We start from the raw sequence: 26,158 nt of genomic DNA on the forward strand, positions 1-26,158 counted from the left end.
TGCGCACTACGGAAAAGGCCGGGATCTTCCCGGCCTTTTTCATGCGCGCTTGCCGCGTGTGGACGCCGCGTGTCGACCGGTAGTGAACCATTCAAGCAGGTGAGCAGCGCTTTCATGGCCGGTTGACCGTGCTTCAACGTGCACTGCGCGATGCTGCAGCCACGGTAACAACGCCGTTGCATTCCAAGGAAGCCTCAGCAATGAACAAAGACATCATTTCCGGCAAGTGGTCCCAGCTCAAGGGCAAGGCCCAGGCGAAGTGGGGCGATCTGACCAATGACGATTTCGATGTGGCCGAGGGCAATGCCGAATATCTGGCGGGCCGCCTGCAGGAGCGCTATGGCTGGGCCAAGGACCGCGCAGAAACCGAAGTGCGCGATTTCGAGAAAGCGATGCACAAGGATTACCCGGACTACAAGTAACCGGGCGTCGAACGCTCGCGTTATGCCCCCACCGACAACGCCCGCGCCGGAAGGTGCGGGCGTTGTGCTGTGTGCAGATCAACGCGCCGGCGGGTCGGGCACGTAGCGGTTGGGGAAGGCCTGTGGCTGGCGGTCCAGGCGCGAGGGCGAATCGAGCAGGATGCCGCGTGCACGCAGGTTGCGGGCGCTGTCGTAGCGCAGCTGCAGCACCTGTGCCGGGCTGCGGGTGGCGCGTTCGAAATCGGTATCGCGCACCGATGAACTTTCGCGCGCACCATGCCCGGTGCCCAGCGCGGGCGCCTGCGACTTGGCCGAATAGCCTTCAATGCGGCTGGCGCTGGCGTCGGCCGCCGCCGAGGCTTCGGCCGACGCCGGTGCCGGTGCCGGCCCGGCGCGACCGCGCAGGATCGGCTGCGGACGCGGGTACCAGCGACGCGCTTCCTCGAACACCGCCACGCCGACCACGCCGACGTTGTCCGGGCGGCCGGTGCGGCTGGCATAGCTGCCGCTGGGGCTGCTGAAGACGAACTGGGCCACTTCGTCCTGGGTCTTGCGCCAACCGGTGATGTCGGCGCGCTGGCCAGGGTTGAGCACGTAACCGGTCTGCGAGGGATCGGCGTCTTCACCGGAGATGGCGTTGACCCCGTCCACCGACAGCACCACCAGCACCCGTCGCGTGCTGTCGTTGTACAGGCGCACCGCATAGCGGTGGCCGCGCTCACCGGCCACCCAGCGCTGGCCGTCGGCCGGGTAGCTGCGCAGCTCGGTGCCGCGGTCGCGGTCGACCAGGGCCACGCGCACCGGGCCGTCCTGCGGCATCGGCGGGGGCAGCGGAGCCGGGCGGAAGCCGGCCAGGGGCAGGATCAGCAGCAGGGGCAGCAGGCGTTTCATCGGGCGTCTCCAGCGGGGTTGGGTGAATGAACGCGCCGGAGGCCCTGACGGGGTTGACCGTGTGCACGGTAAACTGGCCGCGTTCATAGAAGGTTCCCGCACGCAGTCATGACGACCCGAGTCCTTACCGGCATCACCCCCTCCGGCACGCCCCACCTGGGCAACTACGTTGGCGCCATCCGCCCGGCCATTGCGGCCAGCCGCGCGCCGGACATCGAGAGCTTCTTCTTCCTGGCCGATCTGCACAGCCTGATCAAGTCGCAGGACCCGCAGCGCACCCAGCGCGCGACCCTGGAGATCGCTGCCAGCTGGCTGGCCTGTGGCCTGGACCCGGAACACGTGTGGTTCTATCGCCAGAGTGACATCCGCGAGACCACCGAGCTGATGTGGTTCCTGACCGCCATCGCCAGCAAGGGCATCCTCAACCGCGCCCATGCCTACAAGGCGGCGGTGGACAAGAACCGGGAGGAAGGCCAGGACGAGGACGCAGGTGTCAGCGCCGGCCTGTTCATGTACCCGGTGCTGATGGCGGCCGACATCCTGATCTTCAAGGCCAACCAGGTACCGGTGGGCCGTGACCAGATCCAGCACATCGAGATGGCGCGCGACTTCGCCCAGCGCTTCAACCATGTGTACGGCAAGGAGTATTTCCCGCTGCCGGACGTGGTGATCGACGAGCAGGTGGCAACCCTGGCGGGCCTGGATGGCCGCAAGATGAGCAAGAGCTACCACAACACCATTCCGCTGTTCGTGCCGCGCGAGGAGCTGAAGAAGCTGGTGTTCTCGATCCTGACCGACTCGCGTGCCCCTGGCGAGCCGAAGGACACCGAAGGTTCGGCGCTGTTCCAGATGTACCAGGCGTTCGCCACCCCGGAGCAGACCGCTGCCTTCGCCAAGGCCTTCGCCGATGGCATCAGCTGGGGCGATGCCAAGCAGCAGCTGTTCGAGCGCATCGACAGCGAACTGTCGCCGCTGCGCGAGCGCTACAACGCGCTGATGGCCGAGCCGGAGAAGATCGAAGCACTGCTCAAGCGCCGTGGCCAGCAGTTGCGTGAGCAGCTGGCAGCACCGCTGCTGGAAGAACTGCGCCATGCGGTGGGCCTGCGTGATCTGTCCGATGCCGGCGACATCGCCAGCGAAGATGCCGGTGAAGCCCGCGCCGCTCCCCCGCTGTTCAAGCAGTACCGCGAGAAGGACGGCCGTTTCTACTTCAAGCTCACCGCCGGTGACGGCACGCTGCTGATCCAGAGCGAAGGCTTCGACTCGCCGCGCGATGCCGGCCAGCTGATCGCCGTGCTGAAGCAGGCCGAGCAGGGTGACCAGCTGCAGAGTGACCTGTTCAAGCTGGAAGCCGAGGTGGATGCGGTGCTGGCGGCGCTGGCTGTGCTGCGCGCCGACTGATCGGTAGATGCCGACCTTGGTCGGCGCTGTTGAGGGCGGAATGCCGGCCAGCGGCCGGCACTACCACGGCATTGCACCCATGGCATGATGTCCGCGCGCCTCAGGCGCGATGACATGGAGTCTGCAATGGCCTGGTTGTCGCTGCTGCTGTTCCTGCCCTGGTTCATTCTGCTGGGCAGCCTGTACTGGCTGTTTCCGCGCCAGCCGCGTACCGCGCGGCGACGCCTGTTCGATGGCGCTGCGCTGGCATTGGCGCTGGCCCTGAGCATCGTGGCGATGCTGTGGGGCCACCACATCGGTCTGGTACAACCGGGCGCCGGGCCGATCTGGCCGCAGGTGCTGGCGGTGCTGTATGCCTATGGCGCGTTCCTGGCGGTGCTGGTACTGGCGCTGCTGCTGCGGCCGCAGTTCGCTTTGCGCTGCAGCTGATCGGTAGTGCCGGCCGCTGGCCGGCAACTGCATTCAACCGGCTAACCCGGGATTGCCGGCCAGCGGCCGGCACCATCCGACCAAAGCCGCATCGATCACGCCATGCCGGCGCGCCTACCATGGGTGTCTGTTCCCGATCCTGCCAGGTGCGCGTCGATGACCGCCGATCCCAGCATCCACACCATCGATACCGGTTTCCAACGGCCTGACTTCGATGCCGCCTACCTGGTCATCGAAAACGGTCGTGCTGCGTTCGTCGACTGCGGTACCGGCCTGTCGGTACCGGCGATGCTGCAGGCCCTGGCCGACAACGGGCTGGGCGTGGAGGCGGTGGACTGGCTGCTGCTGACCCACGTGCACCTGGATCATGCCGGTGGCGCTGGCCTGCTGATGCAGCAGTTGCCCAATGCGCGCGCGGTGCTGCATCCGCGCGGCGCGCCGCACATGATCGATCCGAACCGGTTGATCGCCGGTGCCACGGCCGTTTATGGCGCTGAGGAAATCGCCCGCAGTTATGGCCGCATCGAAGCGATTCCCGAGCAGCGCGTGGTGGTGGCTGACGACGGCCAGCGCATCGACCTGGCCGGTCGCGAGCTGGTGCTGCTGCATACCCCGGGGCACGCGCTGCACCACTACTGCGTGTGGGATGCGCGCAGCCGCAGCTGGTTCACCGGCGATACCTTCGGTATCTCCTACCGCGAGCTGGACAGCGCGCAGGGCGCTTTCATCTTCCCCACCTCATCGCCGGTGCAGTTCGACCCGGACGCGATGAAGGCGTCGATCCAGCGCATGCTCGGTTACGCACCGCAGGCGATGTACCTGACCCATTACGGTCGTGTCGAACAGGTCGAAAAGCTGGCCGAGGATCTGTTCGAACAGATCGATGCGATGGCGGCAATCGGCCGCCAGTGCGATGGTCGCCCCGATCGTCATCGCTGCCTGCTGGCCGCGTTGCAGGCGCTGTACCTGGAGCGTGCACAGCAGCATGGCTGCGCGCTGGACCAGGCTGCAGTGAGCGAAGTACTGGCGATGGATATCGAACTCAACGCGCAGGGCCTGGCCTGCTGGCTGGACCGTGTATCGCGCTGACCTGCGCACGCCCTGGCGGCGGAGATCCGCTGCGCCCCTGGTAGATCCACGCCATGCGTGGATGACACGGTCCCGGGCCGCGCCGCGATGTCACGACCACGTTACACTCTGGTGACTTTCAAGCTAGCCGTGGTGTTGCCGTGAACCCGATGCGCGTGTTGCTGCTGTCGTCCTGCCTGTTCGTCGGTGGCCTGGCCCATGCGGCCAATGACCTGCCCGGCGGCGGCATCGATCCGCAGGCGCTGTCGCGTCATGTGCGCGTGCTGGCATCGGACGAATTCGAAGGCCGCGCACCGGCCACCGAAGGTGAAGAACGCACCGTGCAGTACCTGATCGAGCAGTTCCGCAGCTACGGCCTGCAGCCGGGTGGCGTGGACGGCAGCTGGGTGCAGCCGGTGCCGCTGGTGCGTGCGCAGCTGGTCGGCCAGGCCAAGGCCAGTCTTGCCCTGAAGGGCGGCAAGCGCGCGCTGGCCAATGGCGTGGACGTGACCCTGCAGAGCCTGCAGCCGCGCACGCGCGTGCAGATCAAGGATGCACCGCTGGTGTTCGTCGGCTATGGCATCGATGCGCCCGAGCGCCACTGGAACGACTACAAGGACGTGGACCTGCACGGCAAGATCGCCGTGATGTTGATCAACGATGCCGATTTTGAAGCCGACGCGCCAGGTGCGTTCGATGGCAAGGCGGTGACCTACTACGGCCGCTGGACCTACAAGTTCGAGGAAGCCGCGCGCCGGGGTGCCGAAGGCGTGCTGATCGTGCACGAGACCGCACCGGCCGCGTATGGCTGGGCCACGGTGAAGAGTTCGGGCACCTCGCCGCTGTTCGACATCGAGCGCGGCCAGGCCGAGGCGATGGCCCAGCACACGCCGCTGCGTGGCTGGATGCAGCGTGAGCTGGCCGAACAGATCTTTGCCGACGCCGGCCTGGATTTCGATGCAGAGAAGCGCAAGGCGATGAGTGCGGACTTCCGCCCGGTTGCGCTGGACAACGCGAAGCTGAGCGTCGATTTCGCGCTCAAGCGCGAGCAGGTGGTGACCCGCAACGTGGTGGCCAAGCTGCCCGGCGGCGAGCACGCCGATGAGGCGGTGATCTTCTCGGCGCACTGGGATGCCTTCGGCATCGGCCAGGCCGACGCCAAGGGCGACCGCATCCGCCGTGGTGCGATCGACAACGCCACCGGCGTGGCCACCGTGCTGGAACTGGGCCGGGTGTTCGCCGCCGGCCCGCAGCCGCAGCGCACCCTGTACTTCGTCGCCCTGACCGCCGAAGAGAAGGGCCTGCTGGGCGCCAGCTACTACGCCGCGCACCCGCTGGCGCCGCTGGACAAGACCGCTGCGGTGCTGAACATCGAGATGTTCAGCCCGGATGGTGCCACCCGTGACATCGCCTCGTGGGGCAAGGGCCGGGTGTCGCTGGAAGGCGACCTGGAACGCGTGGCCAAGGCCCGTGGCCGCGGCTACAGCCCGGATCCGAACCTTGAAGCCGGCTTCTTCTACCGTGCCGACCACTTTGCCTTTGCCCGCCTGGGCGTGCCGGCGATCACCATCGGCCCGGGCCTGGACAAGCTTGAGGGCGGCGTCGAGGCCGGTCGCGCGCTGCGCGAGAAGTACTTCGCCGACTGCTACCACCAGGCCTGCGATGCATGGACGCCGAGCTGGGATCCGGCGGGCCACGCGGCCGACACCCTGCTGGTCTATGACCTGGGCGCCGAACTGGCCAACAGCCGTCGCTGGCCGCAGTGGGAGAAGGAATCGGAATTCCACGGCGCCCGCGAGAAGAGCGAAGCCGCCCGCCGGTAAACGCACGGCAATGCCGGCCGCTGGCCGGCAACCTTCAAACGCACGGCAATGCCGGCCGCTTGCCGGCAACCTCCAAACGCACGGTAGTGCCGGCCGCTGGCCGGCAAGCTCATGAACCTTCCGAAAGGATGTGCAGTTGCCGGCCAGCGGCCGGCACTACCGCATCTCCAGCCACGCGGCGGCCACCGGCATTGCACCGGTGGCCGCGATCACTACGGCGCGTTTACTTGCGCGTGCCGTCGAGCCAGTTGGGGCCCTTGTTGGTGAGGAAGAACACATAGACCACCAACGATACCGCGATCGTCGCGGTGACGTAGATGGCGAACCAGTCCACGTGGCCGGTCTTCAATGCGCCCTGGTACAGCAGCGGCGCGGTGCCGCCGAACAGCGAGTTGGCCAATGCATAGCCGAAGCCCACACCCAGTGCACGAATGTGGGTGGGGAACAGCTCTGCCTTCACCACGGCGTTGATGGAGGTGTAGCCGGTGAGGATGACAAAGCCCAGTGCCAGGGTAAGGAAGGCGAGGGTGGCATCGTGCTGGTGCGGCAGCTGCGTGATCAGGTACCAGCTGTACAGCACGCCGCCCACACCGAAGAACACCAGCAGGCTCTTGCGGCCGATGATGTCCGACAGCCAGCCGCCGACCGGCTGCAACACCATCAGGAAGGCCAGCACACCCAGGTTGATCAGGGTGCCGGTCATCGGGTCGTTGCCGGCGAAGGCGCTCTGGATCATCTTCGGGCCGTTCACCGAGTAGGTGTAGAAGGCGATGGTGCCACCGGCGGTGATCAGGAAGCACAGCAGCAGCGGACGCCACTGGTGCACGAACAGTTCGTACATCGAGCCGGACTTCTTGTCCTTGCCCTCGCGCGCGGCTTCGATGGAGGATTCCGACAGCGACTCGTCCATGCCACGGCGCAGCCAGAACACGACCACGGCGGCGATGCCACCGATGCCGAAGGCGATGCGCCAGCCCCACTCGGAGATTTCCGGCTTGGCCCAGAACGTCAGCATCACGAACAGGGTCAGCTGGGCCAGCACATGGCCGCCCACCAGGGTGACGTAGTGGAACGAGGACAGGAAGCCGCGGCGGCCCGGAATGGCGGCCTCGGACATGTAGGTGGCGCTGGCACCGTACTCGCCACCGGTGGCGAAGCCCTGCAGCAGGCGCGCGAACAGCAGGATGATCGCCGCCCAGATGCCGATGCTGGCAGCGGTGGGGGTGATGGCGATGATGAACGAGCAGAAGGCCATCAGCGTGACCGACACGGTCAACGCAAGGCGACGGCCATGACGGTCGGCGAAGCGACCGAAGAACCATGCGCCGATCGGGCGCATCAGGAAGGTCGCGGCGAAGATCGCCCACACGTACAGGGTGGAGTTCTTGTCTTCAGGCGAGAAGAACTGCGATTCGAAGTACACGGCGAACACCGAGTACACGTAGACGTCGTACCACTCCACCAGGTTGCCGGCGGAGCCTTTGAGGGTGTTGGAGATGGAACGCCGCAGGGCGGCGCCGTCGGTGCTGGGGACAGCGGATTGGGACGTAGTGCTCATCCGGGTGGGGATCCTCGATGCGGTGCGTCCATGCGGGAAATTGCGCTGCCTGGCGCGCGGTGCGCTGCCGGCCAGCCTCCTTGGTACTGCAACCCACGTCAACGCCGGGTGCCGGAAGGGGCGGGCGGGGCATGGATGGATGACAGCGTGCCACTACATGGGCTGCCGGACCATAACCAAAACGTCCTAAAATCCGTGTTCCCCCAGCTCCCTGGTGCGTCATGTCGGCTCCCCCCGTTCCGTCTGCGGCTGCCCCACGGGGCGGCCTTGTCGTGCTGGCACTGCTGCTGGTCTACGTGGTCTGGGGCTCGACCTACCTGGGCATCGCCAAGGCCCTGCATGGCGGCGCGCTGCCACTGACGATGGTCTCCGGCAGCCGGTTCATCATTGCCGGCGGCCTGATGTACCTGGCGCTGCGCCTGTTCTGGAAGATGCCCAGACCCACCCTGCGGCAGTGGCGCAACCTGGTCATCATGGGCGTGACCATGCTGGTGCTGGGCAACGGCATGGTGGTGCTGGCCGAACGCGAGGTGTCATCCGGCCTGGCCGCCACCGCGGTGGCCTCGGTGCCGTTGTGGATGGCGCTGTTCTCGGCCCTGCGCGGGCAGCATGCCAGCAAGGGCGAATGGCTGGGCATCGCCGTTGGCTTCGTCGGCGTGGTCTGGCTCAACGCCGGCAGCAGCCTGACCGCATCGCCCACCGGGCTGGTGCTGCTGCTGATCGCGCCGGTCGGCTGGGCGTTCGGCTCGGTGTGGGCACGCGGGCAGGACCTGCCGGGGCCGTTCATGACGGCGGCCGGGCAGATGATCTGCGGTGGCGTGCTGCTGGTGCTGATCGGCCTGGTCGTCGGCGAGCGCCCCACCACCCTGCCCGACAGCGGTGGCCTGCTGGCGATGGCCTACCTGTGCGTGTTCGGTTCGATCGTGGCGTTCACCGCTTACGTCTGGCTGCTGCAGAACGTGCGCCCGGCGCTGGCCGGCAGCTATGCCTACGTCAATCCGGTGATTGCTGTCCTGTTGGGGGCTGCATTGAATGGTGAACGCTTTGGTTGGCGCGACTTCCTGGCCATGGCGGTGATACTTCTGGGTGTGGTGGTACTGACGATGGCAAGGACACGCAAGCGATGAGCATGGACGAGAAAGAACAGCGACGGGGCCTGTTGATCACTGCCTCCACCTTCGTGCTGTGGGGGCTGGTGCCGGTGTACTGGCATCTGCTCAACGAAGTGCCTTCGTTCCAGATCATCGCCCACCGCATCATCTGGAGCACCGTGCTGGTGGTGGCCTGGCTGCTGATCGCCTCGCGGCTGGGCTGGTGGAAGAAGATCGCCGCGCAACCGCGCGCGCTGCCGATCCTGGCGGTATCGAGCCTGACCATCGCCTTCAACTGGGGCCTGTACATCTGGGCGATCAACGCAGGACATGTGATCGAAACCAGCCTGGGCTACTTCATCAACCCGCTGGTGAACGTTCTGCTGGGCGTGCTGGTGCTGAAGGAGCGCCTGCGCCGCGTGCAGTGGCTGGCGGTAGCCATCGCCGCGGTGGGCGTGGCCTGGCTGACCATCGATGCGGGCACGCCGCCGTGGATCGCGCTGGGCCTGGCGTGCTCGTTCGGCCTGTACGGCCTGCTGCGCAAGCTGGTGTCGGTCGATCCGGTGGCCGGGCTGGGCGTGGAAAGCCTGTACCTGTTCCTGCCCGCGCTGGGCTTCGCGCTGTGGTCGGAAAACGGCCATGGCGGTGGCTTCTTCGGTGGCTGGGGCTGGGCAAACGACCTGATGCTGATTTTCGGCGGGGTGATCACGGCGGTGCCGCTGATCGGCTTCGCCTACGGGGTCAAGCGCATCCCGCTGTCGCTGGTCGGCATCCTGCAGTACATCGCACCGAGCCTGCAGCTGCTGCTGGGCGTGTTCTTCTTCCACGAAGCGTTCGACACCGGCAAGGCGATTGGTTTTGCGGCGATCTGGGCCGGCCTGGTCCTGTACGTCGGTGACAACGTACGGGCGATGCGCGGCGCGAAACGGTAGCGCCTCCGGGGTCAGATCCCTTCGCGATGCAAAGGGATCCGACGCCGCAAAAAAGAACGGCGCCCCGAGGGGCGCCGTTCTGCTTCCATCCACGGCCAGGAGAGAGTTGGCCGGGGCGGGAACGCGGTTGCAGGCTTAGAAGCGCTGCTGGTACTTCATGTACATGAAACGACCGATGTCGAAGCCACCGTAGTAGGTGAAGCTGCTGTTGGGCTGGCTGTACATGATCGGACCCTGGTGGTCGAACACGTTGTTCAGGCCCAACGACACGGTGCCATCCCACGGCAGGCTGTAACGCACCTGCAGGTCGTGGAAGGTGTTGGAACCCACCTTGCGGCTCGGCTGTGCATCGGTATACGGCGAAACAAAGTCGGCCATGTTGCAGTCCGGGCCACCGCCCAGATCGTACGAGCAGGCTTCCTTCATGCCCGAGTAGTAACGGGCGGTCCAGCCGATGCCGAGGTTGCCGTACTGCCAATCCAGGTTGAAGGTCGAACGTACGCGGAAGTCACCGGCCCAGCCCACGCGCTGCTCCACCGGGGTGGTGGCGGCGCTGTCGTTGCGCTGCTCCAGGTAGTCGGTGTAGGTGGTGTTCCAGTTGATGGCGAACTTGCCGTATGCGGTTTCCGGCAGGCGGTAACGCACACCGATGTCATAGCCGGCGGTTTCGCGGTAGCCGGCGTTGACCAGCGAACGGTCCAGCGCCGAAACCTGGCCGCGGGTGGCCGCAGCGGTGGAACGGGTGAAGCGACCGCATGCCGAATCCACGCCCTGCACGTAGCACTGGTTGAGGATGTCGGTAGCCGACTCGCCCACGATGGCGTTGTCGATGCGGATCTTCCACCAGTCCAGGCTGACGTCCAGGCCCTGCACGAATTCCGGGCTGTAGACCAGGCCGACGGTCCAGGTCTTGGCGGTTTCCGGCTTCAGTTCCGGGTTGGAACCGGAGTTGAAATCGGAGGTGGCCTGCTGGCCCGGGCGGTTGGCAAGGTTGCCGTCCGAACCGGTCTGCTGACGGAAGTTGGCGGGCACGTTCAGCGCCTGGCAGCGTGCTGCCACGGTCGGGCTGCTGGCGGCGATGCCGAACTTCGTGTCGCACGGATCGGTGAACGAATCGCGGCTGGAAACCGCGCCGCCGTAGAGATCGTCCACGGTCGGTGCACGGAAGCCGGTGCCGTAGGTGGCGCGTACCAGCAGGCTGTCGATCGGCTTCCACTTCAGGCCGAACTTGCTGTTGGTGGTCGAACCGAAGGTGTTGTAGTCGGTGTAGCGACCGGCCAGGTCCAGCGACAGCTCGCGGGCGAAGGCCATGTCGGCCAGCAGCGGCACCTGCATTTCCAGGTAGACCTCGTTGAGCGAGTAGTCGCCACGGGTCGGCTGGCCGGTGGTGCCGGCGATCTGGCCCTTCTGCACCATCAGGTCCGGGGTGTAGCTGGCTTCTTCGCTGCGGTGCTCAAAGCCCATCGCGCCCATGATGTCGCCGGCCGGCAGGGTGAACAGCGAGCCGGAGATGTTGGCGCTGGCGACCTTGGTGGTGCTGCGCACCTTGTCGACGAAGCGGGTGAACAGGTAGTCCTGCACGTCCTGGTTGCCCAGCGAGCCCGGGCCGGTGTAGCCCATCGGCGCAGCCGGATTCCACGGCACGCAGCCGGCGATCACCGCACCCGGCGTACCGCAGCGGGCCACGTCGCCGTCCATGAAGGACGGGCCGACGGCGAGGTTGACGTTCGGCTGGTACATGCTGCCGGTGCCAACGCGCTCGCCTTCATTGCGGTTGTACATGTAGCTGACGTTCCAGTCCCAGTAGCGCGAACCGGTTTCGAAGCTGCCTTCCAGGCCGAGGCTGGCACGCTTGGTTTCCAGCGTGTTCTCGGTACCGCGCGGCAGCTCTTCGGTGCGGTGCGAGAACAGCACGTCCTGGCCCCACTTGTTGAAGGTGCTGTCCTTGGACAGCGCAGCGCGCGTGCCGTTGCGCGACTGCGCAGCCGAGACCGAGTACGGGTAGCCGGCCAGGTGCTTGGTCGACTCGCGCTTGCTGTACAGCGCATCGGCGACGATGCGCAGGTTGTCGGTGATCGAGAAGCCGCCGTTGGCGAACACCGAGGTGCGCTCCAGGCCGCTCAGCAGGCTCATGTTGGTCTTGGCGTTGGCGCCGTCAGCCGGATCCGGCGTGTGGAAGTTGCCGGCGCTGCTCGGGTCGCCGCCCGGGCCCACGGTCAGCGGCTTGCCACCGACGGTGACCGTGCCCCACTGGGTGGTCGGGCTCAGCGCGTCGACGTCGTCGGCATGGCGCGGGCCACCCGGGTAGCGGCTGAACTCGCGCGCATCGCCGAGGATCTCGTCTTCCTTGGTGCGCTCGGCGCCAACGCTGAACCAGCCGCGGTCGAAGGTCTTGCCGAAGGTGGCGCTGTAGGAGCGCTTCTGGCCGTCGCCTTCACCGTACTGGCCGACATAGACGCTGGCTTCGCCACCGTCGAAGTTCTTGCGGGTGATGATGTTGACCACGCCGGCGATGGCGTCCGAGCCGTACAGCGCCGAGGCGCCATCGGTCAGCACTTCGACGCGTTCCACGATCGCCGACGGAATCGAGGCCAGGTCGGAGTATCCGCCGGCGCTGACGCCCATGCGGCGGCCGTCGATCAGCACCAGGCTGCGTTCCGGGCCGAGGTTGCGCAGGCTGACATACATGCCGCCGAAATCGCGCGAGGAGCTCAGCGAGGACGAACGGCTCAGGCTCGGTGCGCCGGCTGCCGTGACGTCCTGCAGGATGTCGGCAACGTTGACGTAGCCCTTCTTCTCGATGTCGGCGCGGTTGAGTGCCACCACCGGCTGCGCGGTCTCGACACTGGCCTGGCGGATGCGCGAGCCGGTGATCTCGATGCGGTCGAGGTTGGTGGGGGTATCGCCGGCTTCCTGTGCGAAAGCGGGCGTGGTGCAGCTGGCGGCCAGCGCGATGACGATCGCGTTGCGCAGCGGGGTGGTCTTCAGGGACATCCGTGAAATCTCGTGTTTCAGAAAAAACATGCATCCGTTCTATGGACGCGTGGGGTGCTGCAAACCAACGTGGGGGCCGGATTCTAGAGTGTTTTCATCGGTAACTGTTTGTCCGCGCGCGCTGTAACGCCGCGAAAATGAATCGCAACCAACAATCCACAGGTGCACTGTGCGCAACGTCACGCGCGCTGCGTTTGCGATGGGCAGAGGCACCGATAGCGGCGGTGTTTGCGCAATCTGTAATCGTTGTTGCGTGCGTACACGCATCCATCCACGCATGGCGTGGATCTACTGCAACAACGTCGGCGTCCACACCATGCGGATGGGCCAGTAGATCCACGCCATGCGTGGATGACGTGCAAAAAAAAGGGACGGAGCCTTCGCTCCGTCCCCTGCGCAACGTTCATTCAATCAATGCGTGATGCTCAGGTCTCGCGCAGCGCCGTGGTGATCGGCAGGCGTGCCGCGCGCAGTGCCGGGAACAACCCACCCACCAGGCCGATGCCCAGCGCCCACTTCAGCCCGCTCCACAGCAGTTCCGGCGATACATGGAACTTGAACACTACCGCGCTGAAGTTGCTGCCGATGGTGGACACGCTGTAGCCGTTGAACAGCAGCCATGCCACCGCGCAGCCAAGCAGTCCGCCGAGCAGGGCCAGCAGCATGGTTTCCAGCATCACCGCAGTCACCACCGGCAGGCCACGGAAGCCGATCGCACGCATGGTGGCGATCTCGCGTGCGCGCGTCGCCACGGCGGCATACATGGTGTTGAGCGCACCAAACACAGCGCCTACGGCCATGATGGTGCCGATCACCTTGCCGAGGATGTCGATCAGCTTGGTCAACCCACCACCCTGCTTGCTGTAGTAGACGCGGGTGGTTTCCACGTCCAGCTTCAGGCGCGGATCGGCGGCCACGGCGGCCTTGAACTGCTCGAAGCCGGCCTTGCCGTCGGTACGCACGCTGATCGACTGCCAGGCACTGCGCTGGTAGGTGGTGGCCAGCGTGTCGGCGTCGGTCCACAGTTCCGAGTCATGCGCATCGCCGGTAGCGAACACGCCCACGACCGTCCAGGTCTGGTTGCCCAGGGTGAGCGTTTTGCCAACATCCATGTCGCGGAACTGGCTCCTGGCGCCCTGGCCGACCACGATCTCGCGCAGGCCGGCGGCGAACCGGCGGCCTTCGACGATCTTGACCTTGTCATGCACGGCCCACGCCTGCGGGCCGACCCCGCGGAACTGCGCATTGACGTCGGTGCCATCGGCCTTGGACACCAGGTTGACCACCTGCGAGAGTTCCGGCGACAGCAGCGGCCGCCCCTGCGCATCGCGGGTGATGCCGGGCAGGGTGGACAGCGTCGGGACCTGTTCGCGGGTGATGACCGAGTTGGTCTCGGCCTGCGAACCGCCGCGCAGCACGATCGCGGTGGTGTCATCGCCGGTGTTGTTGAGCGTGGCCTGGAAGCCTTCGCCCATCGCCAGCATCGCGACCAGTACGCCGACCACGCCGGCGATGCCGACCACGATCACCGAGGAGGCACCCCAGCGTTGCGGCAGGCTGGCGATGCCGATGCGGGTGGCGGCCAGGGCCAGCCGGCCACTGCGGGTGAGCGCCAGCCACAGCCCCAGCAGCACCGCGATGGCAGCGACACCGATCCACGGCAGGCTGATCCAAACCACCAGGCCAACGACCAGCAGCAGCACGGTCACCGCGTTCCCCAGCCACTTCTTGAGCTTGTTCATGTCGGTGTCCTCTTCAGCGGCCGGCGAGCGCGTCGACGATCTTCAGGCGCTTGGCGCGCAGTGCGGGCAGCAGCCCGACCACGATGCCGATCACCACGATCAGGACGGTGCCCACCAGCCAGGTCGGCGTCGGTACGTGCGGCGGCAGCATGCCCATGCTCTTGGGGCTGATGGCCGGCAGGATCAGCGCCGCCAGGCCCATGCCGATCAGTCCACCGAGGCCGATCAGCAGCACCGATTCGACCATCACCAGGGTCAGCACCGTGCTGTCCTTGAAGCCCAGCGTCTTCAGCGTGGCCAGTTCCGGAACGCGCTCGCGCACCGCCTGGGCCATGGTGTTGCCGGTCAACAGCAGCAGGGTGAAGAACACCGCGCCCATGATCGAGGTGACGATCATGCCGATGTCGGCGAACTGTTTCACGAACGCCTGCTGGAACGCCGATTCGGTCTGGGTCTTGGTTTCGTGGTCGGAGTTGGCCGAGATCGCATCGATGGCCTGCGCCACCCTCGACGACTGCTCCGGGTTGTCCAGCGTCACCGTGTACCAGCTCACCTGGTTCTTGATGTAGTCGTTGGACTCATCGAAGTACTTCCAGTTCATCATCAACTGGCGTTCTTCATTGGCCGCCAGTGCGCGATCCTTCGAGCGGTAGATGCCCTTCAGTTCCAGCGGCCAGTCGTTGCTGCCGCCACGCGGGAAGATGGTGGCCTGCAGCGGGATGGTGTCGCCGATCTTCCAGCCGAACTGCTTGGCCAGCGTCTCGCCGACGATCGCGCCGGTACGGGTCTGCTGCCAGTCCTGCAGCTGCGCCGGGTCGATCTGCAGCTCGCGGTAGACATCGAAGTAGTTGGGCGCCACCGAGAAGTTGGGGAAGAAGTTCTTCGGGTCCTGGTAGATGCCGCCGAACCACATGCCGTAGGTGACATCGCGCACGCCGCTGACCTGGCGGATCTGCGTTTCCAGGCGGATCGGCAGCGACTGGGTGATCGACAGGCGCGAAGCCACCACCAACCGGTTGGCACCTTCCACGCTGCCACCGGACGAGAACGCCACGCGCACCGAGTCGAGCATGCCGAACAGCAGGAACGCGGCCACCACCGACAGCAGGGTCAACAGGGTGCGGGTGCGGCTGCGGAACAGCTGCGCCCAGACCAACGAGAAGTATTTCATCGCTGTGGCCTCCGTCAGTGGGCCAGCGGCGCGTCGGCCAGCTCGCCCTTGTCCAGGTGCACCGTGTGGGTGGCGTACTCGGCAGCCTTCGGGTCATGGGTGACCATGATGATGGTCTTGCCGTGTTCGCGGTTGAGCTGCTGCAGCAGGCCCAGGATCTCTTCGGCGGACTGGCGGTCAAGATCGCCGGTGGGTTCGTCGCAGATCAGGAAGGTCGGGTCGGAGACGATCGCGCGGGCGATCGCCACGCGCTGCTGCTGGCCGCCGGACAGTTCGTTGGGGCGATGGCTGCGGCGGTCGGCCAGGCCGACCAGGGTCAGCGCGATCTCGGCATTGCGCTTGCGCTGCGCCGCGCTGAGGTGGGTCAGCAGCAACGGCAGTTCCACGTTCTTCTGCGCGGTCAGCATCGGCATCAGGTTGTAGAACTGGAACACGAAGCCGACATGGTGGCTGCGCCACGTCGACAGCTGGCCGCCGCTCATCTGGTCGATGCGCTCGCCTTCGATGCTGATCTCGCCGCCGGTGGGGTTGTCCAGGCCGCCGATCAGGTTGAGCAGGGTGGTCTTGCCGGAACCGGACGGGCCCATCAGCGCGACGAAATCGCCGCTGGCGATATCCAGATCGATGCCGTGCAGCACCTGCACCTTTTCGGGGCCACGCTGGTAGGTCTTGGTGATGTTGCGCAGTGAAACCAGGGTCGACATGGGTGGTTCTCCACGAAAGGCGGGAAACGGGGATGCGTCCCGGCCAACGGCCGGCACGCGTCGAACAGTGGTGCTTTCCAGCGGTACTGCCGGTGGCGCCATGCGGGCGCCGGGCCGTTACTGCGCTTGCTTCTGCTTGACCCTGGTGCCGTCGCGCAGGGTGTCCGGCGGGTTGACCACCACCGACTCCCCCGCGCTCACGCCCTTGAGGATCTGGCGGTCCTTGCCCATCGCCTGGCCCGCCTCGACCGTGCGTTGCTGCACACGGTTGTCATCGCCCAGTGCGAAGGCCACCGACGCGCCCTCACGCTCGACCACCGCAGTGGCCGGAACGCGCACGCCCTGTGGCTTGGCTTCGGTCTGCGGCTTGGCCTGTTCCAGGAAGCTGACCCGCACGCCCATCTCCGGCACGATGCGCGGGTCTTTCACCTTCAGTGCGACCCGTACCTTCACCGTGGCCTTGCCGCGGTCAGCGGTGGGAACGATGGCGATCACCTCGGCCGGGATCTTCCAGTCCGGGTAGGCGTTGAGCGTGGCTTCCACCGGCATCTTCGGCTGCACGCGGCCGATGAAGGCTTCGCCGACCTCCACTTCGATCTCCAGCGATTCCATGTCGACGATGGTGCCGATGCCGGTACGGGTGAAGCCACCACCGGCCGACAGCGGCGAGACGATTTCGCCGGGCTGCGCGGCCTTGGCGGTGACCACGCCGGAGAACGGCGCGCGCACGATGTTGTTGTCCACGCCAAGGTCGGCGATGGACAGCTGGTCGTTGGCAACCTTGACGTTGCGTCGTGCGGTTTCCAGCTGCGCACGCAGGCTGTCACGCTGGGCCACGGCCTGGTCGTACTGCGAACGCGAGACCAGCTGCTGGCCGACCAGCGCCTGCAGGCGGCTGGCTTCAGCGGCGGCCTGCTTCTGCTGGGCTTCCAGGCCGACCACCTGGCTGCGTGCGGCCTGCAGCTGCGAGGCGTACAGGTTGCGCTGCGCGTCGGCATCGATCGGGTCCAGGGTGGCCATGATCTGCCCCTGTTCCACCCGCATGCCTTCTTCGATCATCACCTCGCGCACCTTACCGGTGATCTTGGCCGACACCGTGGCCATGCGCCGGGCGACCACGTAGCCGCTGGCGTCGAGCACCGAGCTGCTGGCGCTGCCCTGCTGGATGGCCACCGCCGGCGCGGTGTCCACTTCCACGGTGGGCGCGCGGCCGAACAGTGCGAATGCACCACCGGCCAGCAGCACGATGATCACGGCCACGGCGATCCACAGCCAGCGGCGGCCACCACTGCCGCCACTGGAGGCGGGCGGCGGCGACTTGCGGTCGATACGGAGTTCCTTCAACAGCTCGGCAGAAGCGTTCATTCGTTCCATCACAGGCGTTCGGGCGGGTGTGACCGGAAGGGCAGGCAGCGGCGGTTCCGGCGGTGGAGCGTGCGGCACAGCATGAAGGCAGGTGCATCGGCGATGGCAGTGACAGCTGTCATCCGATGTCATTGACGGCGGCAACTGCGAAATGTGACCACGGCGGCACAGGATGGCAACGTCCCCGCTACCGGTACCGCCCATGGATACGATCGCTCCGTCGCTGGCCCGCCTGCAGCAGGTGCAGGTGCGTTACCGCGGCCATACCGCCCTGCACGGAATCGACCTGCAGGCGCGCGCTGGCCAGGTACTGGCCCTGCTGGGCCGCAACGGTGCCGGCAAGAGTACCGCGATCAGCGTGCTGTTGGGCCTGCGCCGTGCCGACGCCGGCCAGGTCGAGCTGCTGGGCGGTGATCCGCAGCAGCGCGATCATCGGCTCGGCCTCGGCGTGATGCTGCAGAGCACCAGCCTGCCGCCGATGCTGCAGGTGGATGAACTGGTGGCGCAGGCGCGCCGGCGCCTGCGCCGGGTCGGCTGAACTGGCATGATCGGCAGCGATCGTCCTCGCCTGGAATCTTCCGTGCCACCGAGCTGGCTTGCGTCCCTGCTGCGCCCTGCCCCGGATTCGGCGGTGGCCGAACTGCTGCGGCGTGGCAAGTCGCCCTGGAGTGGTGCGATCCACCTGCTGTGGTCGGTCTGGATCTTCCTCACCCCGGTGCTCGGGAATGGCTTCACGCTGCGCTGGCTGTTGCTGACGCTGGCCAGCTATCCGTTGTTCCTGCTGTTCTATGCCAGGGTGATGCTGGCGCCACGGCACCACGCCTGGCGCTACGCGCTGGGCATGATTGCGATGGCCCTGGTGCTGCTGCCGTGGTATCCGTCGGGACTGAGCTACTTCGTGTTCGGCTGCGTGATGATCCGCATGAGCAGCCGCGGCGGCTGGTGGGTGTACCTGTTGCAGCTCACTGGCCTGAATCTCCTGTTCTGCAGCACCGCGCTCTACTTCGGTTATCCGTGGCAGGCCATGGTGTGGATGCCGGCGGTATCGTTCATTGTCGGGCTGGTGGTCAACGTGGAGGCCTTGAGCCATCAGCGTGACGTTGCCCTGCAGCTGTCCCAGGACGAGGTGCGGCGCCTGGCGACCACCGCCGAGCGCGAGCGCATCGGCCGTGATCTGCATGACCTGCTGGGGCATACGCTGTCATTGATCACGCTGAAGCTGGAACTGGCGCGCAAGCTGTACGACCGCGATGACGCGCGTGCCCGGCAGGAAATCGGCGAGGCCGAGGACATTGCCCGCGAGGCGCTGGCGCAGGTACGCAGTGCGGTCACCGGCATCCGCGCCAGCGACCTGGCCGGCGAACTGGCCTCGGCACGCCTGCTGCTGGAATGCCAACAGGTACACCTGCAGTACATGCCGCCGCCGCCGATGCCAGTGGAGGTAGAGCGTGGGCTGGCACTGGTGCTGCGCGAGGCGGCGACCAACATCGTGCGCCACGCGCAGGCGACCCGGGTGCAGGTGGATTTCATGCTTGAGGACCGACAGTTGGTGATGCAGATACGCGATGACGGCCGTGGTGGCGTGCAGGCCGAGGGCAACGGATTGTGTGGCATGCGTGAGCGCGCAGCGGCGCTGGGTGGCCAGTTGACGCTGCAGTCGCCGCGCGGGGAAGGCACGCTGCTGACCGTGCGCGTGCCCCTGGTGGCCGCGACTACGCCGCTGTCGCCGGCATCGCTGGCACAGGGAGGCGCGGCATGATCCGCATACTGCTGGCCGAAGATCAGGCGATGGTGCGCGGCGCATTGTCGGCGTTGCTGGGCCTGGAACCGGATATCGAGGTACTGGGCAGTGCTGCCGACGGCGAAGCCGCCTGGCGCATGCTGCAGCAGCTGCAGCCGGACATCCTGGTCACCGACATTGAGATGCCGGGGCTGAGCGGGCTGGAACTGGCCCAGCGCATCGCCCGCCATGAACTGCCGATCAAGGTGGTGATCGTGACCACCTTCGCCCGTGCCGGTTTCCTGCGTCGCGCATTGGAAGCGGGTGTACTGGGCTATCTGCTGAAAGATGCACCGGCCGAGAACCTGGCCGAGGCACTGCGCAAGGTGAAGCAGGGCATCCGTGCGATCGATCCGCAGCTGGCGCTGGATGCGTGGTCGCAGGCCGACCCGCTGACCGACCGCGAGCGCCGCGTACTGCGCCTGGCAGGCGAGGGCCGCACCGCCAGCGAGATCGCCGAGCAGCTGGGGCTGTCGCACGGCACGGTGCGCAATTACCTGTCCGAATGCATTGGCAAGCTGGGCGTGGCCAACCGGATCGAGGCGTACCGGCTGGCGCGGCAGAAGGGGTGGTTGTAGGGGGGCGTCACTTTCTTTGCTCGTGCAAAGAAAGTAACCAAAGAAACACGCCGCCGGCCGCGAGCCGGTGCTGCGCACCGGTACCCTGCGCTTCTCGGTGAATCAGGGGACGGCGCCGAACTCGCTGCGCTCAGACATCGGCGCCTCTTCGCCCCTGATTCCCCTGCGATGCTCGGCTCGCTAGAAGGCGGAATGGAAGGTCAAGATCAACGGCAAAGGCATCCACGCATGGCGTGGATCTACTGGGTGCAGCTGCGGCTTTTGACGTTGGGTCCGCCTTCAAGCGAGCCGAGCACCGCAGGTCCGGCGAGGGCGCAGAGGCGCGGGTGTCTGAGCGCAGCGAGTTCCGCGCCGTCCCTCGGCGGACCGAGGAGCACAGGGCACCGGCGTGCGAAGCACGCCGGCTCGTGGCTGGCGGCGCGTTTCTTTTGGTTACTTTTCTTTTCGCGCGAAAAGAAAAGTGACACCCCTCCGCAGTCGCGAAAAAGGGCAGCCGGGAACCCCCGGCGAACCCATTCAATCCTTCCCGCGTGCCATCGCCTGGAACACGCCATCGCGGCGCACCCACAGGTGGAACAGCGCCGCACCCACGTGCATCAGCACCGTGGCGAACAACACATAGGCCAGCAGGCTGTGCGCATTGCGCAGCGCGGCGTACAGCGCTGGCGTGTGCGGCACGATCGGCGGCAGGTGCAGGCCACCGCCCAGCACGATCGGGTAGCCGCCGGCCGACAGCATCGCCCAGCCGATCAGCGGCATCGCCAGCATCAACGCGTACAGCATCCAGTGCGAAGCCTTCGCCGCCAGCACCTGCCACGCGGGAAGATCCGCTGGCAGCGGCGGTGGGCGATGGCGCAGGCGGTTGTACAGGCGCAGCACCGCCAGCAGCAGGATGGCGATACCCAGCGGCCGGTGCAGGTCGATCAGCATGGGACGCAGGTGCAGCGAGGCGACCATGGTCACGCCGATGAACAGCATGGCGATGATCATCAGCGCCATGGACCAGTGCAGCACCCGGGCGAGCAGGTTGAAGTGGCCGTTGCCGGTGCTCATCGTGCGTCCCCCTTCGTCTGTGCCGCCGCACCGCTGGCGCGCTCGCGCTCGCGGCGGTTGAACGACTGCGAATACACCGCCGAGCGCGCAGCCAGGATCGGGTCGTCGCTGCCGCGCACGCCGCTGGGCACGATCAGCGGATCGAAGTTGAGCTGGCCGCAGGCGCCTTCTTCCTGCGACTGCATGCGGTCGAGGCTGAGCACGCCCGCCACCACCTGTTCGCGCGATTCAGGCCACGGCACCGAGGGATCATCGATGGCATCGCCCGGCGCGGCCAGGCTGACCACCAGGTTCCAGCGCACCGGGCCGGTGGCCAAGCGCTGCTGCAGTTCCTGGCTGAGGAAATCGACATTGGCCTGCTTGCGTGCCTCTGCATCCATCTCCACCAGCGGCGCCTGCGGCTGCCAGCGCCAGCGCACCGCGCGTTTCTGCCCCTGCGCGTTGGTGAACCAGAAACTGTTGACGCTGTTGAAGGTGGTGTTGGCCCAGCTGCTGGTCCACGGTGCGCTCTTGGCCCACTGCTGGAAGGCCTGTGCGCTGGGGTACCTGGCCAGCACGGCCGCCATCTTCTGCGGGTCGGGCTTGCCGGTGGCCGGATCCGGAATCTGCGCGCGGGTCTGCTCGTAGAACGCCTCGGCGGTGGGCACGGCGAAGAACGGGAAGCTGTTCATCGCCATCCGCCATTCCTGCCCGTCATCGCCCACCAGCTGCACGGCGATGCTGCGCACACGCGCGCTGCCATCGGCGCCGTGCGGATCGCCGCCGCCGATCGACAGCCGGCCCAGCACCGGAACCTTCGCCTGTGAGAACACCCGTGCGCTGGACAGCGTGGGCGCCTGTGCGCTGGGTTCGAACCAGCCGCTCACGCACACCCCTTTGCTGTGCGCGCGGCGGAAGCCGGGATGTGCAGGGCCGGTGGCCTCGATGGTGTCGGTGAAGCGCTGTGCGGTCAGCCGGTCGCGGCCGATCCAACCGGCCAGCCAGGCGAAGGCGAGGGCAACGATGCCCAGGATCAGTGCGATCAGCGCGATCCAGGGCAAGGGCGAATGCCGGCGCGGCGCGCTCGGCTCCTGGCCGGCGCGGGTGTAGCGGAAGAGCGACATGATCGAAGTCCTGCCTTCACGGATGTGTGGGTGGGCGACCACCACATCCTCGCAGAACCCGGCCGGGGCCGAAATTCAATTTTTCGTCAGATTTGCAGGGTGATGCAGTGCCGACCAAGGTCGGCACCCACCGGCATGGGTAGCGCCGGGCCATGCCCGGCAGCTCCATCAGCTGTAACGTGCCTTCAGCATCGTCCACGCCGAACGCAGGGCCAGAGCTTCGCCACCGGCCGGGCGGCCCGGGCGCTCGCCATCGTTCCAGGCATACACGTCCAGATGTGCCCAGCGCTGTCCGTCTTCCAGGAAGCGTTCCAGGTACAGCGCGGCGGTGACCGAGCCGGCCATGCGCGAACCGGCGTTGGCCAGGTCGGCGATGCCGCTGCTCAGGTAACGCAGGTACGGACGCCACAGCGGCATGCGCCACACCGGGTCACGGGTGGCGTCGCCAGCCTGCAGCCACTGCTGGGCAACCGTGTCATCGTTGCTGAACAGCGCCGGCAGGTCCGGGCCCAGCGCGATGCGTGCCGCGCCGGTCAGCGTGGCGAAGTCCAGCACCAGGTCCGGCTTCTGCTCACCGGCGAACGTCAGCGCGTCGCACAGGATCACCCGGCCTTCGGCATCGGTGTTGTCGATCTCCACGCTCAGGCCCTTGCGGGTGGCGATCACTTCGCCCGGGCGGAAGGCATCCGGGCCGATCGCATTTTCCACGGCCGGTACCAGCAGGGTCAGGCGCACCGGCAGCTGCTGGGCCATCACCAGCCCGGCCAGGGCCAGCGCGTGTGCGGCGCCGCCCATGTCCTTCTTCATGTTGCGCATGCCATCGGCCGGCTTGATGTCCAGGCCGCCGGTATCGAAGCACACGCCCTTGCCGACCAGTGCCAATGCCGGGTCGGTCTCCTTGCCCCAGCGCAGCACGATCAGCCGCGGCGCACGGTGCGAGGCACGGCCCACCGCATGGATGGCCGGGAAGTTCTGCGCCAGCAGTTCGTCGCCGGTGATGGCTTCCACCTGCGCGCCATGCGCTTCAGCCAGGGCACGCGCGGCGTCTTCCAGCTGCTGCGGGCCCATGTCTTCGGTCGGCGTGTTGACCCAGTCGCGCACGCGCAGGCTGGCGGCGATCAGGTCGGCCACTTCGCCGGTCGGTGCAGCCACCAGCTGGGCCGGCGCGCGGTTGCGCTTGCGGTAGCGGTCGAATCGGTAGCTGCCCAGGCCCCAGCCCAGCTGCAGCAGCGCCTGCTCGGCGGCCGGCAGTTCGCTGGCCAGCTGCCACACGCTGCCTTCCGGCAGGGCATGCGGTGCATGGGCGTAGCTGTAGGCATCGGCACGATCACCGACGCCGATCACCGCGCCAGCCAGGCCATCGGCGCCGGGCAGCAGCGCAACCGAATGCGCGCCCGCAGTGAAGCCCTGCGACTTCAACCACGCCTGGGTGGCAGCGGATTGGCTGTTCTTCCACGCCTCGAACTGGCTGCGGTCCAGCACGTGCAGCGGCAGTGCGGCGGTGGTGTCGGCGGTGAAGCCAGTGATCTCGCTCATGCGTCAGGTACTCCGGGATGCGTCAGCGTCGGCGGCGTCGAGGTTGGCATCGAGCCAATCGGCCAGGCCGGTGAGGGTGTCGAACTGCAGGTCAGGCTGCAGCTGCGGATGGTTCCAGGTGGCCGCTTCGCGGTTGATCCAGCAGCCGCGCAGGCCGGCAGCCATCGCGCCGGCCACGTCCATCTCGACGTGGTCGCCCACGTGCAGCACCTGCGCCGGGGCGACGCCCAGGCGGTCGCAGGCAGCGTGGAAAATGCTCGCTTCGGGCTTGGCCGCGCCATGCTCGCGGGCGCCCAGCTGGAAGCTGAAGTGATGGGCCAGGCCGATCCGTTCCAGATCGGCGTTGCCGTTGCTCAACGCGGCCACCGGCACCCGCGCGGCGATACGCGCCAGTGCGTCGAGTGCATCGGGGTAGCACTCCACCTGGTTGCGCGCGGCGTAGAACACTTCATACGCCGGCTCCAGAAGATCCAGGCTGGCGCCACTGTTTTCCAGCGCCTCCTGGATCGTCAGCCGGCGCAGCGCGCTCAGGTCGAAATGCAGGTGGGGGTTGTCGCGGAACGAGCGCTCGCGCAGTTCGCGCATGGCCGCCACCGGATACATCGCGGCGGTGGCGGGGCTGTGTTCGCGCATCCAGTCGAACAGGACCTGGTCGATGCGGGCGCCGATCGGAGCGAACGGCCACAGCGTATCGTCGAGGTCGAGGGTGATGGCAAGGACAGGGAATTTCACCCCGCCATTCTACGCCTGCCCGCGCGGGCTTTCATGCGCGCGGCGGGCAGGCGCTGCCGCCGTCAGTGGCTGCGCAGGTCGTAGGAGCAGTACAGGACGGTCTGGCCATCGACGCGATCCACGCTCAGGTCATGCCTGCCCACTTCGCGCCGGTAGCCACCGGCCACCGGCGGCGGCATCTTCGCCAAGGCGGCGACCTTGCTGATTTCCGCGCTGCCGAAGTACGCCGTGTAACTGTCCACGCCATCCTCGCCGCTGGAGCCGTCGTAGGAGGTCACGTGGGTCACCGGCAGGCCAAGCACCATCAGCGGCGAGGCCAGTGTGTAGCCGTCGTCGTACTCGTCCCTGGTCTTGGCCCCGGCGGGCATCAGCACCTTGGCCATGGCATCGAACTGTTCGGGCGTGAGATGGCGCTGGCAGGTGATGGCCTCCACCAGCTGGGTGCGGGCCACTTCCGCACTGGGCGGGGCCGCGGCGAAGGCGGGGGCGGCCAGGCAGGTCAGGGCGAGGCATCGACGCGCGAAAGAGAACATGGGGAGGGTTCCATCCTGGGAAAAAGCGGGCGCATATTCTGCCAGCCTTCGCCGTCCCACCGTTCCTCTCCCCGCACGCCCGTCGATGGAGCGCGCCTCACTCCAGCAGCCGCGCCCAGCCGTGCATGCCGTCCAGCCGCGCCAGCACCAGCTTGATGCAGACCAGCAGGGGCACCGCCAGCAGCAGGCCGATCATGCCCCAGGCCCAGCCGAACACCATCAGCGCCAGGATCAGCACCAGCGGTGACAGTTTCATCTGCCGGCCAAGCACGATCGGCGTCACCAGCTGCCCTTCCAGGGTATGCAGGGCCAGGTAGGCGGCCGCAGGCAGCAATGCCTGCAGCGGGTCGCGGAACTCGACAAAGCCCATCAGCAGCATCAATGCGACGCCGAGCAGCGGGCCGACATAGGGAGCGAAATTCAACAGCGCCGCCACGGTTCCCCACAGCAGCGCCTCCTGCAAGCCGATGCCCAGCAGCATCAGCACCCCGGCCAACAGCAGGCCGACCACCGTGTTGATCACGCTGATGGTCAATACGTAGCGCGACACCTCATGCTCGATCGAGCGCAGGATGTCACTGGTAAAGCGCTGCTGCTGCCGGTTCGGGAACAGGGCGATCGCTGCACGCTGCAGGCTCTGGCCGTAGATCATGAAGAACAGCGTCAGCAGCACGACGGCCAGCACCGAGGCGGCCAGCCGCGGCGCACGGGTGAGCATCCGGTAGGGGTCGTCCAGCTGGGTGCGGATCACCTGCACCTTGCGGTTGCCGTCGCCGCCGGCCACGCGCGCGAAATTCTCTGCGGCCTGGTTGGCCTGCTGCACCGGCTTGGTCAGGTCCTGCACCTGGCGCGCAACCTTGCGCAGCTGCTGCGGTGCTTCCTGTGCCCAGTCCATCGCCGGGCCGATCAGCTGCACAGCCAACGCACCGGTCACGCCCAGGCCGGCGCCCAGCACCAGCAGAGCGCCGAGCGCGCGCGGAATCCACAGCTTCTGCAGCAGGCGCAGGATGGGGTTGCCGACCAGGGCGAAGAACATCGCCAGCAGGACCGGCAGGATGATGTCCTGCGCCGCCCACAGGGTGAACGCCACGGCCAGGGTCGCCAGGATCACCAGCGACATCGGGCCACGTGGGCGCGAGGGCGGCGGCAGGGGTGCGGACTCGTCCGGCGCAGGCGACGACGGGGACAACAGGGACTCGCTCATCGACGCACCGACCAGAAAGAGAGGCCCATTATCGGCCCGCCGCGATCA

Annotated in this window: 23 protein-coding genes; 10 read left to right on the plus strand and 13 right to left on the minus strand. The window is 66.9% G+C overall.

The window, feature by feature from the left end:
* The first annotated feature begins 200 nt into the window (after positions 1-200).
* On the plus strand, positions 201-422 hold the full coding sequence (locus CR918_RS20635; protein WP_025878332.1) for a CsbD family protein: 222 nt from the start codon (positions 201-203) through the stop codon (positions 420-422).
* A 78-nt stretch (positions 423-500) separates the two neighbouring features.
* On the opposite strand, the gene CR918_RS20640 is transcribed toward CR918_RS20635, so the two are convergent.
* The gene (locus CR918_RS20640) at positions 501-1,313 is read right to left on the minus strand and encodes a hypothetical protein (RefSeq protein WP_099844673.1); all 813 of its coding nucleotides are present in this window, start codon (positions 1,311-1,313) and stop codon (positions 501-503) included.
* A 108-nt stretch (positions 1,314-1,421) separates the two neighbouring features.
* Here CR918_RS20640 and CR918_RS20645 point away from each other — a divergent pair, with 108 nt between their 5' ends.
* The 4 genes from CR918_RS20645 to CR918_RS20660 all read left to right on the plus strand — a co-directional run bounded on the left by CR918_RS20645 (position 1,422) and on the right by CR918_RS20660 (position 6,034).
* Positions 1,422-2,714 (plus strand): tryptophan--tRNA ligase, encoded by a 1,293-nt coding sequence (locus CR918_RS20645; RefSeq protein WP_025878334.1) that lies wholly within the window; start codon positions 1,422-1,424, stop codon positions 2,712-2,714.
* Between the two features lie 126 nt (positions 2,715-2,840).
* On the plus strand, positions 2,841-3,143 hold the full coding sequence (locus CR918_RS20650; protein WP_099844674.1) for a hypothetical protein: 303 nt from the start codon (positions 2,841-2,843) through the stop codon (positions 3,141-3,143).
* A gap of 156 nt (positions 3,144-3,299) precedes the next feature.
* Positions 3,300-4,232 (plus strand): MBL fold metallo-hydrolase, encoded by a 933-nt coding sequence (locus CR918_RS20655; protein ID WP_099844675.1) that lies wholly within the window; start codon positions 3,300-3,302, stop codon positions 4,230-4,232.
* Positions 4,233-4,381: 149 nt separating this feature from the next.
* Positions 4,382-6,034, plus strand: a complete 1,653-nt coding sequence (locus CR918_RS20660) for a M28 family metallopeptidase (RefSeq protein ID WP_099844676.1) — start codon at positions 4,382-4,384, stop codon at positions 6,032-6,034.
* Positions 6,035-6,257: 223 nt separating this feature from the next.
* On the opposite strand, the gene CR918_RS20665 is transcribed toward CR918_RS20660, so the two are convergent.
* The gene (locus CR918_RS20665) at positions 6,258-7,592 is read right to left on the minus strand and encodes an MFS transporter (protein WP_032978271.1); all 1,335 of its coding nucleotides are present in this window, start codon (positions 7,590-7,592) and stop codon (positions 6,258-6,260) included.
* Positions 7,593-7,813: 221 nt separating this feature from the next.
* Between CR918_RS20665 and yedA the strand changes: the two genes are divergently transcribed.
* Together yedA and rarD are read left to right on the plus strand one after the other, a co-directional pair.
* A complete protein-coding gene (yedA, locus tag CR918_RS20670; protein ID WP_025878341.1) occupies positions 7,814-8,719 on the plus strand; it encodes a drug/metabolite exporter YedA in 906 nt (301 codons plus the stop codon).
* Positions 8,716-9,615: an EamA family transporter RarD gene (rarD, locus tag CR918_RS20675; RefSeq protein WP_025878342.1), complete on the plus strand. Its 900-nt coding sequence runs from the start codon at positions 8,716-8,718 to the stop codon at positions 9,613-9,615. The genes yedA and rarD overlap by 4 nt, the downstream gene beginning before the upstream one ends.
* A gap of 135 nt (positions 9,616-9,750) precedes the next feature.
* Here rarD and CR918_RS20680 read toward each other — a convergent pair whose 3' ends face one another.
* The 5 genes from CR918_RS20680 to CR918_RS20700 all read right to left on the minus strand — a co-directional run bounded on the left by CR918_RS20680 (position 9,751) and on the right by CR918_RS20700 (position 17,591).
* The gene (locus CR918_RS20680; protein WP_099786214.1) at positions 9,751-12,609 is read right to left on the minus strand and encodes a TonB-dependent receptor plug domain-containing protein; all 2,859 of its coding nucleotides are present in this window, start codon (positions 12,607-12,609) and stop codon (positions 9,751-9,753) included.
* 425 nt (positions 12,610-13,034) lie between these two features.
* A complete protein-coding gene (locus CR918_RS20685; protein ID WP_025878344.1) occupies positions 13,035-14,351 on the minus strand; it encodes an ABC transporter permease in 1,317 nt (438 codons plus the stop codon).
* A gap of 13 nt (positions 14,352-14,364) precedes the next feature.
* On the minus strand, positions 14,365-15,522 hold the full coding sequence (locus CR918_RS20690; protein WP_088100730.1) for an ABC transporter permease: 1,158 nt from the start codon (positions 15,520-15,522) through the stop codon (positions 14,365-14,367).
* A 14-nt stretch (positions 15,523-15,536) separates the two neighbouring features.
* Positions 15,537-16,226, minus strand: coding sequence for an ABC transporter ATP-binding protein (locus tag CR918_RS20695; protein WP_025878346.1), 690 nt, complete (start codon positions 16,224-16,226; stop codon positions 15,537-15,539).
* Between the two features lie 117 nt (positions 16,227-16,343).
* Positions 16,344-17,591, minus strand: coding sequence for an efflux RND transporter periplasmic adaptor subunit (locus tag CR918_RS20700; RefSeq protein WP_032978286.1), 1,248 nt, complete (start codon positions 17,589-17,591; stop codon positions 16,344-16,346).
* A 202-nt stretch (positions 17,592-17,793) separates the two neighbouring features.
* On the opposite strand from CR918_RS20700, the gene CR918_RS20705 reads away from it, so the two are divergent.
* From CR918_RS20705 to CR918_RS20715, 3 genes are read left to right on the plus strand one after another with little or no spacing between them, the layout of a single operon-like run.
* Positions 17,794-18,129, plus strand: coding sequence for an ATP-binding cassette domain-containing protein (locus tag CR918_RS20705; protein WP_275539735.1), 336 nt, complete (start codon positions 17,794-17,796; stop codon positions 18,127-18,129).
* Positions 18,130-18,135: 6 nt separating this feature from the next.
* Positions 18,136-19,350 (plus strand): sensor histidine kinase, encoded by a 1,215-nt coding sequence (locus CR918_RS20710; protein WP_025878349.1) that lies wholly within the window; start codon positions 18,136-18,138, stop codon positions 19,348-19,350.
* Positions 19,347-19,949, plus strand: a complete 603-nt coding sequence (locus CR918_RS20715) for a response regulator transcription factor (protein ID WP_025878350.1) — start codon at positions 19,347-19,349, stop codon at positions 19,947-19,949. Before CR918_RS20710 ends, CR918_RS20715 begins: the two co-directional genes overlap by 4 nt.
* A 516-nt stretch (positions 19,950-20,465) precedes the next feature.
* Here CR918_RS20715 and CR918_RS20720 read toward each other — a convergent pair.
* The 6 genes from CR918_RS20720 to CR918_RS20745 form a co-directional block, all read right to left on the minus strand.
* A complete protein-coding gene (locus CR918_RS20720) occupies positions 20,466-21,002 on the minus strand; it encodes a cytochrome b (RefSeq protein ID WP_025878352.1) in 537 nt (178 codons plus the stop codon).
* Positions 20,999-22,105: a catalase family peroxidase gene (locus CR918_RS20725; protein WP_099844677.1), complete on the minus strand. Its 1,107-nt coding sequence runs from the start codon at positions 22,103-22,105 to the stop codon at positions 20,999-21,001. The genes CR918_RS20720 and CR918_RS20725 overlap by 4 nt, the downstream gene beginning before the upstream one ends.
* A 168-nt stretch (positions 22,106-22,273) precedes the next feature.
* Positions 22,274-23,641: a leucyl aminopeptidase family protein gene (locus CR918_RS20730; RefSeq protein WP_099786212.1), complete on the minus strand. Its 1,368-nt coding sequence runs from the start codon at positions 23,639-23,641 to the stop codon at positions 22,274-22,276.
* Positions 23,642-23,644: 3 nt separating this feature from the next.
* Complete coding sequence (locus CR918_RS20735) at positions 23,645-24,373, minus strand: HAD family hydrolase (RefSeq protein WP_025878355.1); 729 nt, start codon at positions 24,371-24,373, stop codon at positions 23,645-23,647.
* A gap of 62 nt (positions 24,374-24,435) precedes the next feature.
* Entirely contained in the window at positions 24,436-24,906 is a 471-nt protein-coding gene (locus CR918_RS20740) for a hypothetical protein (protein WP_032978295.1), read from the minus strand.
* A 97-nt stretch (positions 24,907-25,003) separates the two neighbouring features.
* Entirely contained in the window at positions 25,004-26,110 is a 1,107-nt protein-coding gene (locus CR918_RS20745) for an AI-2E family transporter (RefSeq protein ID WP_025878356.1), read from the minus strand.
* Between the last annotated feature and the right edge of the window lie 48 nt (positions 26,111-26,158).

The sequence above is a fragment of the Stenotrophomonas indicatrix genome (genome assembly GCF_002750975.1).
GTDB classification, from domain to species: domain Bacteria; phylum Pseudomonadota; class Gammaproteobacteria; order Xanthomonadales; family Xanthomonadaceae; genus Stenotrophomonas; species Stenotrophomonas indicatrix.

What these genes read in the sequence shown, in the direction of transcription:
- CR918_RS20655 (WP_099844675.1), top strand. Translation starts at nt 3,300, where the DNA reads ATGACCGCCGATCCCAGCATCCACACCATCGATACCGGTTTCCAACGG.
- CR918_RS20650 (WP_099844674.1), top strand. Translation starts at nt 2,841, where the DNA reads ATGGCCTGGTTGTCGCTGCTGCTGTTCCTGCCCTGGTTCATTCTGCTG.
- rarD (WP_025878342.1), top strand. Translation starts at nt 8,716, where the DNA reads ATGAGCATGGACGAGAAAGAACAGCGACGGGGCCTGTTGATCACTGCC.
- CR918_RS20725 (WP_099844677.1), bottom strand. Translation starts at nt 22,105, where the DNA reads ATGTCGCTCTTCCGCTACACCCGCGCCGGCCAGGAGCCGAGCGCGCCG.
- CR918_RS20680 (WP_099786214.1), bottom strand. Translation starts at nt 12,609, where the DNA reads ATGTCCCTGAAGACCACCCCGCTGCGCAACGCGATCGTCATCGCGCTG.
- CR918_RS20685 (WP_025878344.1), bottom strand. Translation starts at nt 14,351, where the DNA reads ATGAACAAGCTCAAGAAGTGGCTGGGGAACGCGGTGACCGTGCTGCTG.
- CR918_RS20705 (WP_275539735.1), top strand. Translation starts at nt 17,794, where the DNA reads ATGGATACGATCGCTCCGTCGCTGGCCCGCCTGCAGCAGGTGCAGGTG.
- yedA (WP_025878341.1), top strand. Translation starts at nt 7,814, where the DNA reads ATGTCGGCTCCCCCCGTTCCGTCTGCGGCTGCCCCACGGGGCGGCCTT.
- CR918_RS20745 (WP_025878356.1), bottom strand. Translation starts at nt 26,110, where the DNA reads ATGAGCGAGTCCCTGTTGTCCCCGTCGTCGCCTGCGCCGGACGAGTCC.
- CR918_RS20730 (WP_099786212.1), bottom strand. Translation starts at nt 23,641, where the DNA reads ATGAGCGAGATCACTGGCTTCACCGCCGACACCACCGCCGCACTGCCG.
- CR918_RS20715 (WP_025878350.1), top strand. Translation starts at nt 19,347, where the DNA reads ATGATCCGCATACTGCTGGCCGAAGATCAGGCGATGGTGCGCGGCGCA.
- CR918_RS20635 (WP_025878332.1), top strand. Translation starts at nt 201, where the DNA reads ATGAACAAAGACATCATTTCCGGCAAGTGGTCCCAGCTCAAGGGCAAG.
- CR918_RS20720 (WP_025878352.1), bottom strand. Translation starts at nt 21,002, where the DNA reads ATGAGCACCGGCAACGGCCACTTCAACCTGCTCGCCCGGGTGCTGCAC.
- CR918_RS20695 (WP_025878346.1), bottom strand. Translation starts at nt 16,226, where the DNA reads ATGTCGACCCTGGTTTCACTGCGCAACATCACCAAGACCTACCAGCGT.
- CR918_RS20740 (WP_032978295.1), bottom strand. Translation starts at nt 24,906, where the DNA reads ATGTTCTCTTTCGCGCGTCGATGCCTCGCCCTGACCTGCCTGGCCGCC.
- CR918_RS20700 (WP_032978286.1), bottom strand. Translation starts at nt 17,591, where the DNA reads ATGAACGCTTCTGCCGAGCTGTTGAAGGAACTCCGTATCGACCGCAAG.
- CR918_RS20710 (WP_025878349.1), top strand. Translation starts at nt 18,136, where the DNA reads ATGATCGGCAGCGATCGTCCTCGCCTGGAATCTTCCGTGCCACCGAGC.
- CR918_RS20690 (WP_088100730.1), bottom strand. Translation starts at nt 15,522, where the DNA reads ATGAAATACTTCTCGTTGGTCTGGGCGCAGCTGTTCCGCAGCCGCACC.
- CR918_RS20665 (WP_032978271.1), bottom strand. Translation starts at nt 7,592, where the DNA reads ATGAGCACTACGTCCCAATCCGCTGTCCCCAGCACCGACGGCGCCGCC.
- CR918_RS20660 (WP_099844676.1), top strand. Translation starts at nt 4,382, where the DNA reads ATGCGCGTGTTGCTGCTGTCGTCCTGCCTGTTCGTCGGTGGCCTGGCC.
- CR918_RS20640 (WP_099844673.1), bottom strand. Translation starts at nt 1,313, where the DNA reads ATGAAACGCCTGCTGCCCCTGCTGCTGATCCTGCCCCTGGCCGGCTTC.
- CR918_RS20645 (WP_025878334.1), top strand. Translation starts at nt 1,422, where the DNA reads ATGACGACCCGAGTCCTTACCGGCATCACCCCCTCCGGCACGCCCCAC.